12 protein-coding genes and 1 tRNA gene are annotated in these 16,764 nt (G+C 48.8%); all 13 read left to right on the top strand.

Features of this window, described 5'->3' with window-relative positions; all coding sequences use genetic code 11:
* Nucleotides 1–66: 66 nt before the first annotated feature.
* The 13 genes from ACLBLI_RS17100 to fusA all read left to right on the top strand — a co-directional run bounded on the left by ACLBLI_RS17100 (nt 67) and on the right by fusA (nt 16,726).
* The gene (locus ACLBLI_RS17100) at nt 67–792 is read left to right on the top strand and encodes a helix-turn-helix domain-containing protein (RefSeq protein WP_414828741.1); all 726 of its coding nucleotides are present in this window, start codon (nt 67–69) and stop codon (nt 790–792) included.
* A 175-nt stretch (nt 793–967) separates the two neighbouring features.
* Nucleotides 968–1,044 (top strand) — tRNA-Trp (locus ACLBLI_RS17095).
* Nucleotides 1,045–1,110: 66 nt separating this feature from the next.
* Nucleotides 1,111–1,488, top strand: coding sequence for a preprotein translocase subunit SecE (gene secE / locus ACLBLI_RS17090; protein WP_414828740.1), 378 nt, complete (start codon nt 1,111–1,113; stop codon nt 1,486–1,488).
* Between the two features lie 3 nt (nt 1,489–1,491).
* Nucleotides 1,492–2,037 carry a transcription termination/antitermination protein NusG gene (gene nusG / locus ACLBLI_RS17085; RefSeq protein WP_218311273.1) on the top strand — a complete coding sequence of 182 codons (546 nt, stop codon included), beginning with the start codon at nt 1,492–1,494 and terminating at the stop codon, nt 2,035–2,037.
* 355 nt (nt 2,038–2,392) lie between these two features.
* On the top strand, nt 2,393–2,821 hold the full coding sequence (rplK, locus tag ACLBLI_RS17080; RefSeq protein ID WP_169211502.1) for a 50S ribosomal protein L11: 429 nt from the start codon (nt 2,393–2,395) through the stop codon (nt 2,819–2,821).
* 4 nt (nt 2,822–2,825) lie between these two features.
* The gene (rplA, locus tag ACLBLI_RS17075; RefSeq protein WP_414828739.1) at nt 2,826–3,521 is read left to right on the top strand and encodes a 50S ribosomal protein L1; all 696 of its coding nucleotides are present in this window, start codon (nt 2,826–2,828) and stop codon (nt 3,519–3,521) included.
* A gap of 307 nt (nt 3,522–3,828) precedes the next feature.
* A complete protein-coding gene (gene rplJ, locus ACLBLI_RS17070) occupies nt 3,829–4,347 on the top strand; it encodes a 50S ribosomal protein L10 (RefSeq protein WP_218311280.1) in 519 nt (172 codons plus the stop codon).
* A gap of 56 nt (nt 4,348–4,403) precedes the next feature.
* Nucleotides 4,404–4,781, top strand: coding sequence for a 50S ribosomal protein L7/L12 (rplL, locus tag ACLBLI_RS17065; protein WP_414828738.1), 378 nt, complete (start codon nt 4,404–4,406; stop codon nt 4,779–4,781).
* Between the two features lie 292 nt (nt 4,782–5,073).
* Nucleotides 5,074–9,102, top strand: coding sequence for a DNA-directed RNA polymerase subunit beta (gene rpoB / locus ACLBLI_RS17060; RefSeq protein ID WP_414828737.1), 4,029 nt, complete (start codon nt 5,074–5,076; stop codon nt 9,100–9,102).
* A gap of 80 nt (nt 9,103–9,182) precedes the next feature.
* Nucleotides 9,183–13,361 carry a DNA-directed RNA polymerase subunit beta' gene (gene rpoC, locus ACLBLI_RS17055; protein ID WP_414828736.1) on the top strand — a complete coding sequence of 1,393 codons (4,179 nt, stop codon included), beginning with the start codon at nt 9,183–9,185 and terminating at the stop codon, nt 13,359–13,361.
* Between the two features lie 313 nt (nt 13,362–13,674).
* A complete protein-coding gene (rpsL, locus tag ACLBLI_RS17050) occupies nt 13,675–14,049 on the top strand; it encodes a 30S ribosomal protein S12 (protein ID WP_014951037.1) in 375 nt (124 codons plus the stop codon).
* A gap of 76 nt (nt 14,050–14,125) precedes the next feature.
* Nucleotides 14,126–14,596 carry a 30S ribosomal protein S7 gene (gene rpsG / locus ACLBLI_RS17045; RefSeq protein ID WP_218311284.1) on the top strand — a complete coding sequence of 157 codons (471 nt, stop codon included), beginning with the start codon at nt 14,126–14,128 and terminating at the stop codon, nt 14,594–14,596.
* Between the two features lie 27 nt (nt 14,597–14,623).
* Entirely contained in the window at nt 14,624–16,726 is a 2,103-nt protein-coding gene (gene fusA, locus ACLBLI_RS17040) for an elongation factor G (RefSeq protein WP_414828735.1), read from the top strand.
* Nucleotides 16,727–16,764 lie beyond the last annotated feature (38 nt).

Here is a 16,764-nt window from a genome sequence, read left to right as displayed (position 1 = left end):
GCAGTTATTCCTTGGAGGATAATGAAGAATGCTTAGCTCTATCAATGTGTTACAAGGATATTTGCAATGACATCTGACGCTGACTCTCTGGGCAATAACATCAGGTTACATCGCCAGGAGCGGGGGCTGAGCCAACCGGAACTGGCGCAGCGAATGGGAATAGAACAGTCCTATTTGTCGAAGCTGGAAAATGACAAGTCACTGCCGTCAAAAGAGATATTTCAGGGGCTGCTGGATGCGCTTGACGTAGGTGTGTCGGAGATGCTGCAGGGCCTGGCAATTACCGGGAAAGATTCTCGGTTGCGTCAGATCCCCCAGGTGAAAGACTGGTATGAGACCACGCGGCACACCCGCGAGAGCAAGCTACGGCGGTTCTTCTATGCCTGTACAATACTCATGGTTATTGGCGGCACGTTTTTTTATGCAGGGTTTTCTGAAAAGATATTCCCGGTAACAGCTTACGAATACGTATCCCGCGGCGTGGTACTGCCCGGTGAGCCGGAAAATGTATTTCACAGTTGGCGGCGACTCACCGATGGCCGCGAGGCGACGGAGAAAAAAGAAAAGGAAATGATGCTTCGAGAAGATATCGAATACTTGGCCACCTTTGACTATTCCGGTAAACGGTACAAAGCCCCCGTCGATGGTGGGCATCGCTATTATGAGTTAAGTCGTGAATATCAGGCAACACGTCCAGAAAATGGCTGGATGGAAGCGATTGGAGTGTTGTGCTTTCTGGCCGGATTGATTGCCGTGACGATGGAAAAGCGACTTTTTCGACCGGCTGAATAAACTGCCGCAGGCGTCACCCTTGTTACTTGTGTAATACTGGATGACAAAGCGCTTGTATCTGAGGGGCGGTTAAGTATAATACGCCTCCCTCCCTTGCGATACCGCACTTTCCTCAGAAATGACGCTACTATCACAAGGGCAGTGTAAGTAAAATTTGTCATGAATAATGACATTTAGGGGTGTAGTTCGAATTGGTAGAACAGCGGTCTCCAAAACCGATGGTTGGGGGTTCGAGTCCCTCCACCCCTGCCAGAATATTCGTCAGCCGCGTGAATTCGCGGCCGATTTTAAACGACGCAGTAGTGCTAGGATCGTGACATGAGCGAAAAAACGGAAAAACAGTCCAACCCACTGGACATGTTAAAATGGCTGGTAGTGTTTGCACTGCTTGCTGGACTGGTAACCGCCAATACCATGTACGGTGAAGTCTCCGTACTGTATCGTGCACTGGTTGCTGTTGCTGTAGTAGTTATCGCTGGCTTTATCGCCGCTACTACTGAAAAGGGCAGCACCTTTCTGAACTTTGCCAAAGAATCACGCATGGAAGTGCGCAAGGTTGTCTGGCCCACGCGTCAGGAAGCGAATCAGACCACGCTTATCGTATTGGCTGCGACACTGGTTATGGCGCTGGTACTTTGGGGTATCGATGGCATTCTTGTGCGTCTGGTAAGTTTTGTAACGGGAATAGGAGCGTAACGTATGTCTGAAGAAAACAAAAAAAGATGGTACGTAGTTCAGGCTTATTCTCAATACGAGTCTCGCGTTAAGAAAACGCTGCTTGAGTACATCAAGATGCATGGCATGGAAGACTACTTCGGTCAGGTACTGGTACCTACCGAAGAAGTGGTAGAAATGCGTGCCGGTCAGAAACGTAAATCTGAGCGTAAGTTCTACCCAGGCTACGTGCTGGTAGAAATGGAAATGAATGAAGATTCATGGCACCTGGTGAAAAGCGTTCCTCGCGTGCTGGGTTTCATTGGCGGAACATCAGACCGTCCTATGCCGATTTCTCAGAAAGAAGCTGACGCTATTCTTAACCGTCTTGAAGAATCGGTTGATAAGCCAAAGCCAAAAACCTTGTTCGAGCCGGGCGAAGTGGTTCGCGTTACCGATGGCCCATTTGCCGATTTCAACGGTGTGGTGGAAGAAGTCGATTACGAAAAAAGCCGCGTGAAAGTGTCGGTTCTTATTTTCGGTCGTTCTACACCGGTAGACCTGGAGTTTGGTCAGGTCGAAAAGGGCTAGAGGCTCCGATAACAATTTTGAAAAAAGCGGCTAAGGCCGCTTTTTGTTTTTGTAAGGCTCGACACCAACACGCAATAATTAGCTCGGCGTGAGAAAATGTCTTAATGCTATCCATGGTTCTGGGTTAGCAATAGAGTATGGAGTTAAAAATAACGTGACGCTGGAATTAAAAACAAACCAGTGTAGGGAATACGAAGACAGAGCACAGAGAAACCAAAAAAATAACCAATACAGGGCTTGCGATGCATGGCTAATTGTTGTACATTACGCGCCCTTTTAAACGGAACGGGGAGCCGTTAGAGCAAATAATCTCGATATTTGCGAGGCGCTAGACCCAAACACGAGAGTAAGCAAAATGGCTAAAAAAGTAACTGGCTTAATTAAGCTTCAGGTTGCAGCGGGTGCTGCAAACCCAAGTCCACCGGTTGGTCCTGCACTGGGTCAGCATGGTGTGAACATCATGGAATTCTGTAAAGCGTTCAACGCGAAAACAGAAAGCCTTGAGAAAGGCGCACCGGTACCAGTAGAAATTACGGTATACGAAGATCGCTCTTTCACATTCGAAACCAAAACGCCTCCTGCTTCTTACCTGCTGAAAAAAGCTGCGGGTATCAAGAGTGGTTCAGGCCGTCCTAATACAGAGAAAGTGGGTAAAGTTACCCGTGCTCAGTTGGAAGAAATTGCCAAGACAAAAGAGCCGGATCTGACTGCCGCTGATCTTGACGCAGCAGTACGCACTATTGCGGGTTCTGCTCGCTCAATGGGCTTGAACGTAGAGGACTAATCGAATGGCTAAATTATCTAAACGCGCTCGCCTGATCCGCGAAAAAGTAGACGCAAGTAAAGAATATGAAATCAGCGAAGCGGTTGCACTTCTGAAAGAGCTGGCAACAGCTAAGTTCGCTGAAAGTGTTGACGTAGCGGTTAACCTGGGTATCGATGCGAAGAAATCTGACCAAAACGTTCGCGGTGCAACTGTACTGCCAAACGGAACGGGTAAAGACGTTCGTGTTGCTGTATTCACCCAAGGCGCTAACGCTGACGCAGCAAAAGAAGCCGGTGCCGACATCGTTGGTATGGAAGACCTGGCTGAACAGGTTAAGAAAGGCGAAATGAACTTTGACGTGGTTGTTGCCAGCCCTGACGCGATGCGCGTTGTTGGTCAACTAGGTCAGATTCTTGGTCCACGCGGCCTGATGCCTAACCCTAAAACTGGCACAGTAACGCCAGACGTAGCCACTGCAGTTAAAAATGCAAAAGCTGGTCAGGTTCGTTACAGAAACGACAAAAACGGTATCATCCACGCAAGCATTGGTAAAATTGCTTTTGAAGCAAACCAAATTCAGGAAAACCTGGAAGCGCTGCTGGAAGCACTGAAGAAAGCAAAGCCTTCTTCAGCTAAAGGTACCTATATCAAGAAAGTTAGCCTGAGCACCACAATGGGCGCCGGCGTAACACTTGATAAGGCCAGTGTAGGTCAGTAATTCTTGGTTGGTGATATTTCACCAGCTTCTCTGAAAGGTTATGGGTTGGAGCTGTAAGACAGCAGTGCTTGACTGCAGCTCCCGTCCAAGACCGCAGGTGTCATACAGCAAAAGAGGTAAGAGAACTTTTGCATTCAATGTGTGACTTAATCCAACAGCCTGCGCAGACGGTGGTTTGACTCAGACTCTCTGGGGTAACAAACACCGTAGAGCGGTATCAACGACGAAAGTCCGCGATATCAATCTGTGAACCCTGATGTGGTAAGCAAACGATTGTGAACGCATCAGATACAAAGAGGTGAACTCAGTGGCACTAGGTTTAGCAGCAAAGAAAGAGATCGTAGCAGAGGTATCCGAAGTTGCATCTCGCGCTCTATCCGTTGCCGTCGCTGAATACCGTGGGATGGAAGTTGCAGAACTGACTGACCTGCGTGTGAAAGCCCGTGAGCAAGGCGTCTACCTGAAGGTAGTACGTAATACTCTGGCAAAACGCGCTCTGGCAGACAGTAAATTTGCAGACCTGGACAGCGCTTTAACTGGTCCTCTTATCTACGGCTTCTCTATTGATGCACCGGGTGGTGCAGCACGTCTTTTCAAAGACTATGCGAAGTCAAACGATAAGTTGAAAGTTACAGCACTTTCTATTGGTAGTGGTCTTTTGGGTCCAGAGAAACTGGACGCAGTGGCATCACTTCCGACCCGCGACGAAGCGCTTGCGAAACTACTTGCAACCTTCAAAGCACCGGTGGGCAAATTCGTTCAGACTATCAACGAAGTACCTACCAAATTTGTGCGCGTATTGGCGGCGATCAAAGACACCAAGTAATTGGCGTTTTTGGCATATTGATTTTTTTAACTATTTAAACCCAGGAGTTTAGAGAAATGGCTCTAACCAAAGAAGATATCTTGAACGCGATTGCTGAAATGCCAGTTATGGAACTGGTTGAGCTAATCGAAGCAGCTGAAGAAAAATTCGGCGTTGAAGCAACTGCAGCTGTTGCAGTAGCTGGTCCAGCTGCTGGCGGCGAAGCTGCTGCTGCAGAAGAAAAGACTGAATTCGACGTTGTAATGACTTCATTCGGTGGCAACAAAGTTGCAGTAATCAAAGCAGTTCGCGGCGCAACTGGTCTTGGCCTGAAAGAAGCGAAAGAAGTAGTTGAGTCTGCTCCTAAAGCTATCAAAGAAGGCGTAAGCAAAGAAGAAGCTGAAGCACTGAAGAAAGAGCTTGAAGAAGCTGGTGCAGAAGTAGAAATCAAGTAATCTGACATTCAGATTACCTGCCTGAGACGGCGAGGCTGGTGGTTATTATTGACCACCAGCCTTTTTGCGCTGTAGGGTGTACAGTTTTTAGCCCTTAACTGTGCATTATCAGGAACTCCGGAGCTTCACCAAAAAAAGCATAAAACCAATAAGTTAACTAATAATTGGTTAAATTTTGTTGTATGCTGGTGAGATTGCCCGGAAAAGGGTCGTGGAAGTTTGTTGTTTGGTGCTTGTCTAGCACATTTATCGAACAGCAGGTTGGGTCATAAATCAGCAGGCTGAGGAACCCATGGTTTACTCTTATAGCGAAAAGAAACGTATCCGTAAGGATTTTGGCAAACGCCCACAGGTATTGGAAATTCCATACCTTCTTTCAATTCAGCTTGATTCCTTCAAAAAATTTATTGAAATCGATTCTGATGGTCAATACGGACTGGAAGCTGCCTTCCGCTCTGTGTTCCCTATCAAAAGCTATTCAGGCAACTCAGAGCTTCAGTATGTAAGCTATCGTCTGGGTGAGCCGGTATTCGACGTCAAAGAATGTCAAATTCGTGGTGTCACTTATTCAGCTCCATTAAGAGTAAAGCTGCGGTTAGTATTATTCGATAAAGAAGCCGCCCCAGGTACCGTAAAAGACATTAAAGAACAAGAAGTGTACATGGGTGAAATTCCATTGATGACTGAGAACGGTACGTTCGTCATCAACGGAACAGAGCGTGTTATCGTATCGCAGCTACACCGTTCCCCTGGTGTATTCTTTGATCACGACAAAGGCAAAACGCACTCATCAGGTAAGGTTCTGTATAACGCACGCGTTATTCCATACCGTGGTTCTTGGCTGGATTTCGAATTCGATCCAAAAGATAACCTGTTTGTACGTATCGACCGTCGTCGTAAATTACCTGCAACCATTATCTTACGTGCACTGGAAATGACGACAGAAGAAATTCTGGAAATGTTCTTCGAAAAAGTGCAGGTGCGAATCGTTAAAGATAAGCTGATGATGGAAGTGGTTCCGGATCGCCTGCGCGGTGAAACTGCACAGTTCGAGATCCTGGATAAAGAAGGCAACGTGGTTGTTGAGAGTGGCCGACGTATTTCTGCGCGCCACACCCGCAGTCTCGAAAAAGCCGGTATCACTGAGCTTGAAGTACCCGCAGAATACCTGATCGGTAAAGTGTTCGCTGCCACGTACGTTAACGAAGACACTGGCGAAGTTATTGTAAATGCAAACGATGAGCTGACACTGGAAAATCTGGCAGAGCTGAGCCAGGCCGGTATCAAAGAATTCGAAACGCTTTACATTAACGAGCTGGATCACGGTTCTTATATTTCTGACACCTTGCGTATCGACTCAAGCACAAACCGTCTGGAAGCGTTGGTAGAAATCTACCGTATGATGCGTCCTGGTGAGCCACCGACAAAAGACGCTGCAGAGACATTGTTCGACAATCTGTTCTTCTCTGAAGAGCGTTACGATCTGTCTTCAGTAGGTCGTATGAAGTTCAACCGCCGTCTGGGTCGTGAAGAACTGACAGGTAACGGAACGCTGGACCGTGACGACATCATCTCTGTGATGAAGCAGCTGATTGAAATTCGTGATGGAAAAGACGAGGTGGACGATATCGATCACCTGGGTAACCGTCGTATCCGCTCTGTTGGCGAAATGGCAGAAAACCAGTTCCGTGTTGGTCTGGTACGTGTTGAGCGTGCAGTGAAAGAGCGTCTGAGCTTAGGTGATCTGGATAACACCATGCCTCAGGATCTGATCAACGCTAAGCCAATCTCTGCTGCAGTGAAAGAATTCTTTGGTTCTTCTCAGCTGTCTCAGTTTATGGATCAGAACAACCCGCTGTCAGAAGTAACGCACAAGCGTCGTATCTCTGCATTAGGTCCGGGTGGTCTGACACGTGAACGTGCAGGCTTCGAAGTTCGGGACGTACACCCGACGCACTACGGTCGTCTGTGTCCTATCGAAACGCCGGAAGGTCCGAACATCGGTCTGATCAACTCATTGGCAAGCTTCGCGCGTACCAATGACTTTGGTTTCCTGGAAACGCCGTTCCGTCGCATCGTCGATGGCGTGGTTACAGAAGAAATCGATTATCTGTCAGCCATTGAAGAAGGCCAGTACGCTATCGCGCAGGCAAATATTGCCCTGACCGAAGGCGGTGAACTGGTTGATGATCTGATCCCTTGTCGTCACCGTGGTGAAACCACGCTGATGCCAAAAGAAGACATTAAATATATGGACGTGTCGCCCCAGCAAATCGTCTCGATTGCTGCAAGTATCATCCCGTTCCTTGAACACGATGATGCGAACCGTGCATTGATGGGTGCCAACATGCAACGTCAGGCAGTTCCTACACTGCGTGCTGACAAGCCACTTGTTGGAACCGGCATGGAGAAAACCATTGCGGTTGACTCTGGTGTGACGGTAGTGGCTAAGCGTGGCGGTGTGGTTGATTACGTAGACGCAAGCCGCATCGTAATCAAGGTTGACGAAGAAGAGATGCTGGCGGGTGAAGCCGGTATCGATATCTACAACCTGACCAAATACACCCGTTCTAACCAGAACACCTGTATTAACCAGAAACCAACCTGTAACGTGGGTGACCCTATCGTTGCTGGTGACGTGCTGGCAGATGGTCCTTCAACAGACTTAGGTGACCTGGCACTGGGGCAGAACATGCGTATCGCGTTCATGCCTTGGAATGGTTATAACTTCGAGGACTCGATCCTGATTTCTGAGCGTGTTGCTCAGGAAGACCGCTTTACCACAATCCACATTCAGGAATTAAGCTGTATCGCTCGTGATACCAAGCTTGGGCCAGAAGAAATTTCTTCTGATATTCCTAACGTGGGTGAATCTGCACTGAGCAAGCTTGATGAATCAGGTGTTGTATACATTGGTGCGGAAGTGAAAGGCGGCGACATTCTGGTTGGTAAAGTCACGCCTAAAGGCGAAACGCAGCTGACGCCAGAAGAAAAACTGTTAAGAGCCATCTTCGGTGAGAAAGCGTCTGACGTGAAAGACACGTCTCTGCGCGTACCTAACTCTGTTCACGGTACCGTTATCGACGTTCAGGTATTTACCCGTGACGGCGTTGAAAAAGACAAGCGCGCGCTGGAAATCGAAGACATGCAACTGCGTCAGGTGAAGAAGGACCTGTCTGACGAGTTTAATATTCTGGCCGACGGTACCTTTGCCCGTGCACAGAACATGCTGCTTCGCAACGGTATCGAACAAGCCAAGCTTGATGGTCTGCCGCGTGAGAAATGGTTCGAAATTACGCTTAAAGATGAAGATGCACAGCTGGAACTGGATCAAATCGCAGACCAGTACGCTGAAATCAAGGCCGATTTCGATAAGAAGTTTGAAGTTAAACGTCGCAAGATCACTCAAGGTGATGACCTGGCGCCAGGCGTATTGAAGATCGTTAAGGTCTACCTGGCTGTTAAACGTCATATCCAACCGGGTGATAAAATGGCGGGACGTCACGGTAACAAAGGTGTTATCTCGACAATCCAGCCAGTAGAAGATATGCCTTATGATGAGCACGGTACGCCAGTCGATATCGTTCTTAACCCACTGGGTGTACCTTCGCGGATGAACATTGGTCAGATTCTTGAAACCCACTTGGGTATGGCTGCTCACGGTATCGGTGTGAAAATTGACCGCATGCTGAAAGAGCAGGAAGAACTGGCGAAGCTACGTAGCTTCCTAAAAGAAGTGTACGAGCTGGGTGAGAACCACCAGGAAGTCGACATCGACAGCTTCTCTGATGATGAAGTGAAGCGTCTTGCTGAAAACCTGCGTAAAGGTGTCCCGGTAGCTACGCCAGTATTCGACGGTGCTCGCGAGTCGGAAATCAAAGACATGCTGAAACTGGCAGACCTGCCAGAGAGCGGTCAGATTACGATGTTTGATGGCCGTACAGGCCGCGCGTTCGAGCGTCCGGTAACCGTGGGTTACATGTACATGCTGAAACTGAACCACTTGGTTGACGACAAGATGCACGCGCGTTCAACCGGTTCTTACAGCTTGGTTACACAGCAGCCGCTGGGTGGTAAAGCTCAGTTTGGTGGTCAGCGCTTCGGTGAGATGGAAGTGTGGGCCCTTGAAGCATATGGGGCAGCTTATACGCTTCAGGAAATGCTTACTGTTAAGTCTGATGACGTTAACGGCCGTACCAAAATGTACAAGAACATCGTCGATGGCGATCACAGAATGGAGCCAGGCATGCCTGAATCCTTCAACGTATTACTTAAAGAAATCCGCTCGCTGGGTATTAATATCGAGCTGGAAGAAAAGTAAGACGGCAATTGCCACGTATTGACTGAGATGGCCCGGCGCTTGCGCCGGGTTCTAGAGACTGACTCCGCTGGGAGAGTAATGTGAAAGACTTATTAAAGTTTCTAAAGCAACAAAACAAGACTGAAGAATTCGATAATATTCGAATCGGTCTTTCTTCACCGGACATGATCCGTTCATGGTCTTATGGTGAAGTGAAAAAGCCTGAAACCATTAACTACCGTACGTTCAAACCAGAGCGTGACGGCCTGTTCTGTGCGCGTATTTTTGGACCGGTAAAAGACTATGAGTGTCTTTGCGGTAAATATAAGCGACTGAAGCATCGCGGTGTTATCTGTGAGAAGTGTGGCGTTGAAGTGACACTGACCAAGGTACGTCGTGAGCGCATGGGTCACATCGAGCTGGCCAGCCCGGTTGCCCACATCTGGTTCTTAAAATCACTGCCGTCTCGCATCGGTCTGATGCTGGATATGACGCTGCGTGATATCGAACGTGTTCTTTATTTTGAATCATACGTGGTAACCGAGCCAGGTATGACTACGCTTGAGCGTGGTCAACTGCTGGGTGAAGAAGAGTACCTGGATTCTCTGGAAGAGCACGGCGACGAGTTTGATGCCAAAATGGGTGCCGAAGCGGTATTTGATCTGCTGAAAGTACTGGACGTAGACGCTGATGTTGCAGCGATGCGTGAAGAGCTGCCCAGCATCAACTCTGAAACCAAGCGTAAGAAAATTACCAAGCGTCTGAAGTTGCTTGAATCGTTCCAGCAATCTGGCAACAAGCCAGAGTGGATGATCATGACAGTTCTGCCAGTTCTGCCACCGGACCTGCGTCCTTTGGTACCACTGGACGGTGGCCGTTTCGCGACTTCAGACCTGAACGATTTATACCGTCGTGTTATCAACCGTAACAACCGTCTGAAGCGTCTTCTTGACCTGGCGGCACCTGACATCATCGTACGTAACGAAAAGCGTATGCTTCAGGAAGCGGTAGATGCACTGCTCGATAACGGTCGTCGTGGCCGCGCTATCACAGGCTCTAACAAGCGTCCTCTGAAATCTTTGGCAGACATGATCAAAGGTAAGCAAGGTCGTTTCCGTCAGAACCTTCTGGGTAAGCGTGTTGACTACTCTGGCCGTTCTGTAATTACTGTTGGTCCTACACTGCGTCTGCACCAGTGTGGTCTGCCTAAGAAGATGGCACTTGAGCTGTTCAAGCCATTCATCTACGGCAAGCTGGAAGGTCGTGGTCTGGCAACAACTATCAAAGCTGCTAAGAAGCTGGTTGAGCGCGAAGCACCAGAAGTATGGGACGTTTTGGATGAAGTTATCCGCGAACACCCGGTACTGCTTAACCGTGCACCAACACTTCACCGTTTGGGTATCCAGGCGTTCGAGCCTACCCTGATTGAAGGTAAAGCGATTCAGCTGCACCCACTGGTGTGTGCGGCCTACAACGCCGACTTCGATGGTGACCAAATGGCGGTACACGTACCGCTGACAATTGAAGCACAACTTGAAGCCCGTGCGCTGATGATGTCTACCAACAACATCCTGTCGCCGGCAAACGGTGATCCTATCATCGTACCTTCACAGGACGTTGTACTGGGTCTGTACTACCTGACGCGTGATAAAGTTAACGGTCTGGGTGAAGGCATGGTTTTCACCAGCCCGAACGAAGCAGAAAAGGCCTACCGTACTGGTAATGCCGAACTGCACGCTCGCGTAAAAGTACGTATTACTGAATATGACGTTGCTGAAGACGGCACCAAAACAGAGAAAGTTACACTGACTGATACGACAGTGGGTCGTGCTATCTTCTCGCTTATTCTGCCTAAAGGTCTGCCGTTTGAAATTATCAACCAGGCCATGGGTAAGAAGCAGATTTCACGTCTTCTGAACGCCTGCTATCGTACACTGGGTCTGAAAGACACGGTTATCGCGGCTGACCAAATCATGTATAGCGGTTTCCACTATGCAATGATTGCCGGTGCCTCTGTTGGTATCGACGATATGGTTATCCCGGAAGCGAAGAAAGAAATCATCGACTCTGCGGAAGCCGAAGTTATTGAGATCCAGGAGCAATTCCAGAACGGTCTTGTTACTGCCGGTGAGCGTTACAACAAAGTTATCGATATCTGGTCAAACGCAAACGAAAAAGTTGCTAAGGCCATGATGGACAACCTGAAGACTGACATCGTTATTAACGCCAAAGGCGAAGAAGAAGAGCAGCAATCATTTAACTCTGTTTATATGATGGCCGACTCCGGTGCTCGTGGTAGTGCCGCACAGATTCGTCAGCTGGCGGGTATGCGTGGTCTGATGGCGAAACCAGATGGTTCAATCATCGAGACGCCAATCACGGCTAACTTCCGTGAAGGTCTGAACGTACTTCAGTACTTCATCTCAACGCACGGTGCACGTAAAGGTCTTGCCGATACCGCACTGAAGACAGCGAACTCGGGTTACCTGACTCGTCGTCTGGTTGACGTTGCACAAGATTTGGTTATCACCAACGATGACTGTGGCACCTTTGAAGGTGTTCAGATGACACCGCTGATTGAAGGTGGTGACGTTGTTGAGCCATTGCGTGAGCGTGTACTGGGTCGTGTGGTAGCAGAAGATGTACTGAAACCAGGTTCGGATGAAATTCTTGCAGAGCGTAACGTGATGCTGGACGAAGCCATGGTTGACATGCTGGAAGCCAACTCTGTAGACCAGATTAAAGTTCGCTCGGTTATCACCTGTGATAACGACTATGGCGTGTGTGCGAAGTGTTACGGTCGTGACCTTGCACGTGGTCATATGGTTGGAAGCGGTGAGTCTGTTGGTGTTATCGCTGCACAGTCAATCGGTGAGCCAGGTACACAGCTGACCATGCGTACGTTCCACATCGGTGGTGCCGCATCGCGTGCTTCTGCTGAGAACAGCGTACAGGTTAAGACCAGCGGTAGCCTGAAGCTACACAACGCGAAATATGTACGCAACTCTGACGACAAAGTGGTAATCGTGTCACGTTCAACTGAACTGACGATGATTGACGACCAGGGTCGTGAGAAAGAGCGTTATAAGGTGCCTTACGGTGCAATCCTGACTGTCGATGACGGCGCAGCAGTTTCTGCCGGCGACGTTGTGGCTAACTGGGACCCGCATAGTCACCCAATCATCACCGAACGTGCAGCTAAGATCAGCTTCTCGGACGTTGATGACTCGAACACAGAGATGCAGCAGGACGAGCTGACTGGTCTTACCCGTATCGTGGTGAAAGACCTGTCTAAGGTAAATGCAAAAGAGCCTAAGCTGATTCTGGAAAGCGACGAATTCGGTCTGCAGGAAATTCGCCTGCCGAGCTTTACTACCATTGAAGCCTCCGACGGTAAGATGGCTAACGAAGGTGACGTGCTGGCACGTATTCCTCAGGAAAGTTCGAAAACACGTGATATTACCGGTGGTCTGCCTCGCGTAGCCGACCTGTTTGAAGCACGTAAGCCGAAAGAGCCTGCTATTCTGGCGGAAATCTCAGGTACCATTGGCTTCGGTAAAGAAACCAAAGGTAAGAAACGTCTGGTTATCACACCTGCAGAGGGTGATGCTTACGAAGAGATGATTCCGAAGTGGCGTCAGCTTAACGTGTTTGAAGGTGAGAAGGTCGAAAAAGGTGAAGTTATCGCCGACGGTCCTGAGTCACCGCACGATATCCTGCGTCTGCGTGGTATCTCTGCAGTAGCAAACTACATCGTGAACGAGGTTCAGGAAGTTTACCGTCTGCAAGGTGTTAAGATTAACGATAAGCACATCGAGGTTGTGATTCGCCAGATGCTGCGTAAGTGTATCATCACGCACCCAGGCGATACGCAATTCCTTGAGGGCGAGCAGGTGGAAGTGTCCACTGTGAAGGTAACTAACCGTGAAATTGAAAAACACGGTAAGATCCCTGCGCAGTATGAAACACAGCTACTGGGTATCACTAAAGCGTCACTGTCTACCGAATCGTTTATCTCTGCCGCGTCGTTCCAGGAGACAACGCGCGTACTGACCGAAGCGGCAGTACAGGGCAAGGAAGACGATCTGCGTGGTCTGAAAGAAAACGTTATCGTGGGACGTCTGATCCCAGCGGGTACCGGTTTCGCTTACCACGAACGTCGTGCACAGCGCCGCAAAGAAGAGATCGAAGAGATGTCTGTATCGGCAGCAGAAGCCGAGCAGGCCCTGACAGAAGCATTGAATGCGGAAGTAAGCGGCCAGCAGTCTGCTGACGAGTAAGCAAAACGTGGGGTGGGGAATACTCACCCCACACGTATTTCCCGCAAGGGGATGCCCGTGTAAGTTGACAAAGTATACCGTTAAATCTGGTGGTTATCCTTTGTACAGCTTGACAGGCAAGGCTTTGATCATTAATATTCCGCGACCCAATTTTTGGTTAGCCTAAAAAGGCAGCAGAAACAGGGCGCGGTTTTTTGTATTAAAGTCTGTCCAACGCTGACGAGCACAACGTTGGTAAACAGCGAAAATATCGCAAAATCAGGACCCGGACCATTGTCACGGGTTTTCGTAGTTTTTAATCAGGAGCTAGTTAATGGCAACAGTTAACCAGTTAGTGCGCAAGCCACGCAGAAAGCCCGTTGAAAAAAGCAACGTAGCTGCACTGCAAGCTTGTCCGCAAAGACGTGGTGTATGTACTCGTGTATATACTACTACGCCTAAGAAACCAAACTCTGCACTGCGTAAAGTATGTCGTGTGCGTCTGACCAACGGTTTTGAAGTTTCTTCATACATCGGTGGTGAAGGCCACAACCTGCAAGAGCACAGTGTTGTGTTGATCCGTGGTGGTCGTGTTAAAGACCTGCCAGGTGTTCGTTATCACACAGTTCGCGGTACTTTGGACTGCGCAGGTGTAAACGATCGTAAACAAGCCCGTTCTAAGTACGGCGCGAAGAAGCCTAAATCTTAACGGTTCTCCGTTAGTAAGGCCAAACTGAAGTAATTAGAGTTTTGGGTTTTCCCTGAATTCATACGGAGAATAGAAGATGCCAAGAAGAAGAGTCGTAGGTCAACGTAAAATCCTACCAGAACCAAAATATGGTTCACAGCTGCTTGCGAAATTCATGAATGTCGTAATGCTCGACGGCAAAAAGTCAGTCGCTGAAAAAATCGTTTACGGTGCGCTTGATATTGTTGCTGAAAAAACCGGCAAGGCACACCTGGATGTGTTTGAAGATGCACTGGACAACATCCGTCCTACCGTAGAGGTTAAATCTCGTCGTGTAGGTGGTTCTACTTATCAGGTTCCAGTAGAAGTTCGTCCTGTTCGTCGTAACGCTCTGGGTATGCGTTGGATGGTAGAAGCTGCGCGTAAACGTGGTGAAAAGTCAATGGCTCAGCGCCTGGCTGCAGAAATGTTAGATGCAGCAGACAACAAAGGTTCTGCGGTTAAGAAACGTGAAGACGTTCACCGTATGGCCGAAGCAAACAAAGCGTTTGCTCACTACCGTTGGTAATCAACGTTTAATAACTGAGAGAGACGTATGCCTCGCAAGACCTCAATTGAGCGTTATCGTAATATTGGTATTGTGGCACACGTGGATGCGGGTAAAACCACAACCACAGAACGTGTACTTTTTTACACGGGCTTGTCACATAAAATTGGTGAAGTTCATGATGGCGCGGCCACCATGGACTGGATGGAGCAGGAGCAGGAACGTGGTATTACCATTACCTCTGCTGCGACAACTTGTTTCTGGTCGGGAATGCAGCAGCAGTTCGACCAGCACCGGATTAATATCATCGATACACCGGGACACGTAGACTTTACGATTGAAGTAGAGCGTTCTTTGCGTGTTCTCGACGGCGCTGTCGTCGTGTTCTGTGGGTCTTCCGGGGTTGAACCTCAATCAGAGACAGTCTGGCGACAGGCTGACAAATATGAGGTGCCTCGTCTGGTTTTCGTCAATAAGATGGACCGGGCAGGCGCCGATTTTGAACGTGTTGTGGCACAAATCCGCAAACGTTTAGGCGCAACCTGTGTTCCTATTCAATTGAACATTGGCGCCGAAGAAGAATTTCGTGGCGTTATTGACCTTCTGAAAATGAAGGCAATTAACTGGAATGCCGAAGACATGGGTATGACATTTACCTATGAAGAAATTCCAGCTGAATATGTGCAGAAAGCCGAAAAGTATCGCTCAGAAATGATTGAAGCGGCTGCTGAGGCTAATGAAGAACTGATGGAAAAGTACCTGGAAGGCGAAGAGCTGACCGAAGCGGAAATCCGTCATGGCCTGCGCACCCGTACGCTGAACAATGAGATTGTTCTGGCGACATGTGGCAGTGCATTTAAGAATAAGGGCGTTCAGGCAGTACTGGATGCGGTGGTGGAGTATTTGCCATCGCCAACAGAAGTGAAGCCGATTACCGGTGTTCTGGACGACAAAAACGAAACTGAAGCGCATCGCAAGGCAGATGATAGCGAGCCGTTCTCGGCACTGGCGTTTAAGATTGCCACCGACCCGTTCGTGGGTACGCTAACATTCTTCCGCTGTTACTCGGGCGTAGTGAATACGGGTGACACCGTTTACAACCCGGTAAAAGGCAAGCGCGAGCGCTTTGGGCGTATAGTGCAAATGCACTCAAAAGATCGTGAAGAGTTAAAAGAAGTTCGCGCTGGTGATATCGCCGCTGCGATCGGACTGAAAGATGTGACTACCGGGGATACGCTGTGTGATCCAAATCACATTATTACGCTTGAGCGTATGGAATTCCCGGATCCGGTAATCTCGATTGCCGTTGAACCAAAGTCACAGGCCGATCAGGAAAAGATGGGAATGGCGCTAAGTAAACTGGCAGCAGAAGATCCATCTTTCCGCGTTAAGACAGATGATGAAACCGGTCAGACAATCATTTCTGGCATGGGTGAACTCCATCTGGACATTATTGTCGACCGTATGAAGCGTGAATTTAAAGTGGAATGTAATGTGGGTAAACCCCAGGTTGCGTACCGCGAGACTATCCGCAAGAAAGTGGAAGTCGAAGGCAAGTTTGTTCGACAGTCCGGTGGCCGGGGTCAGTTCGGTCACGTCTGGCTGCGCATTGAGCCGCAGGAAGAAGGCAAGGGCTACGAGTTCGTTAATGAAATCGTCGGTGGTGTGATTCCAAAAGAATTCATTCCAGCGGTTGATAAAGGAATTCAGGAGCAGATGCAAAATGGTGTGGTTGCAGGTTATCCGGTACTTGATGTAAAGGTCAGCCTATTCGACGGCTCATTCCATGATGTTGACTCTTCTGAAATGGCGTTTAAGATCGCCGGCTCAATGGGTTTCAAAAAAGGCGCCGCGGAAGCAAATCCGGTGTTGCTTGAGCCCATGATGAAAGTTGAAGTAACCACTCCGGAAGGCTGGATGGGTGATGTCGTTGGTGACCTTAATCGTCGTCGCGGTATGATCGAAGGTATGGACGAAGGTGTAGCGGGCATTAAAATTGTTCGTGCTAAAGTGCCACTTTCAGAAATGTTCGGCTATGCCACTGACCTGCGTTCGCAAACACAGGGCAGAGCGTCATACTCAATGGAGTTCTTCAATTATTCCGAAGCGCCTAATAATGTTGCGCAAGCTATTATTGAAGCAAGAATCTAAATCTTAATGAAGGTTCGGTCCGGTCTATATTGGGTCGG

The sequence above is a fragment of the Alteromonas sp. H39 genome (assembly GCF_047556435.1).
Taxonomy (GTDB): Bacteria; Pseudomonadota; Gammaproteobacteria; order Enterobacterales; family Alteromonadaceae; genus Alteromonas.
This window is presented reverse-complemented; position numbering and strand designations above follow the sequence as displayed.

What these genes read in the sequence shown, in the direction of transcription:
- secE (WP_414828740.1), top strand. Translation starts at nt 1,111, where the DNA reads ATGAGCGAAAAAACGGAAAAACAGTCCAACCCACTGGACATGTTAAAA.
- fusA (WP_414828735.1), top strand. Translation starts at nt 14,624, where the DNA reads ATGCCTCGCAAGACCTCAATTGAGCGTTATCGTAATATTGGTATTGTG.
- rplK (WP_169211502.1), top strand. Translation starts at nt 2,393, where the DNA reads ATGGCTAAAAAAGTAACTGGCTTAATTAAGCTTCAGGTTGCAGCGGGT.
- rpsL (WP_014951037.1), top strand. Translation starts at nt 13,675, where the DNA reads ATGGCAACAGTTAACCAGTTAGTGCGCAAGCCACGCAGAAAGCCCGTT.
- ACLBLI_RS17100 (WP_414828741.1), top strand. Translation starts at nt 67, where the DNA reads ATGACATCTGACGCTGACTCTCTGGGCAATAACATCAGGTTACATCGC.
- rplA (WP_414828739.1), top strand. Translation starts at nt 2,826, where the DNA reads ATGGCTAAATTATCTAAACGCGCTCGCCTGATCCGCGAAAAAGTAGAC.
- nusG (WP_218311273.1), top strand. Translation starts at nt 1,492, where the DNA reads ATGTCTGAAGAAAACAAAAAAAGATGGTACGTAGTTCAGGCTTATTCT.
- rpsG (WP_218311284.1), top strand. Translation starts at nt 14,126, where the DNA reads ATGCCAAGAAGAAGAGTCGTAGGTCAACGTAAAATCCTACCAGAACCA.
- rpoB (WP_414828737.1), top strand. Translation starts at nt 5,074, where the DNA reads ATGGTTTACTCTTATAGCGAAAAGAAACGTATCCGTAAGGATTTTGGC.
- rplL (WP_414828738.1), top strand. Translation starts at nt 4,404, where the DNA reads ATGGCTCTAACCAAAGAAGATATCTTGAACGCGATTGCTGAAATGCCA.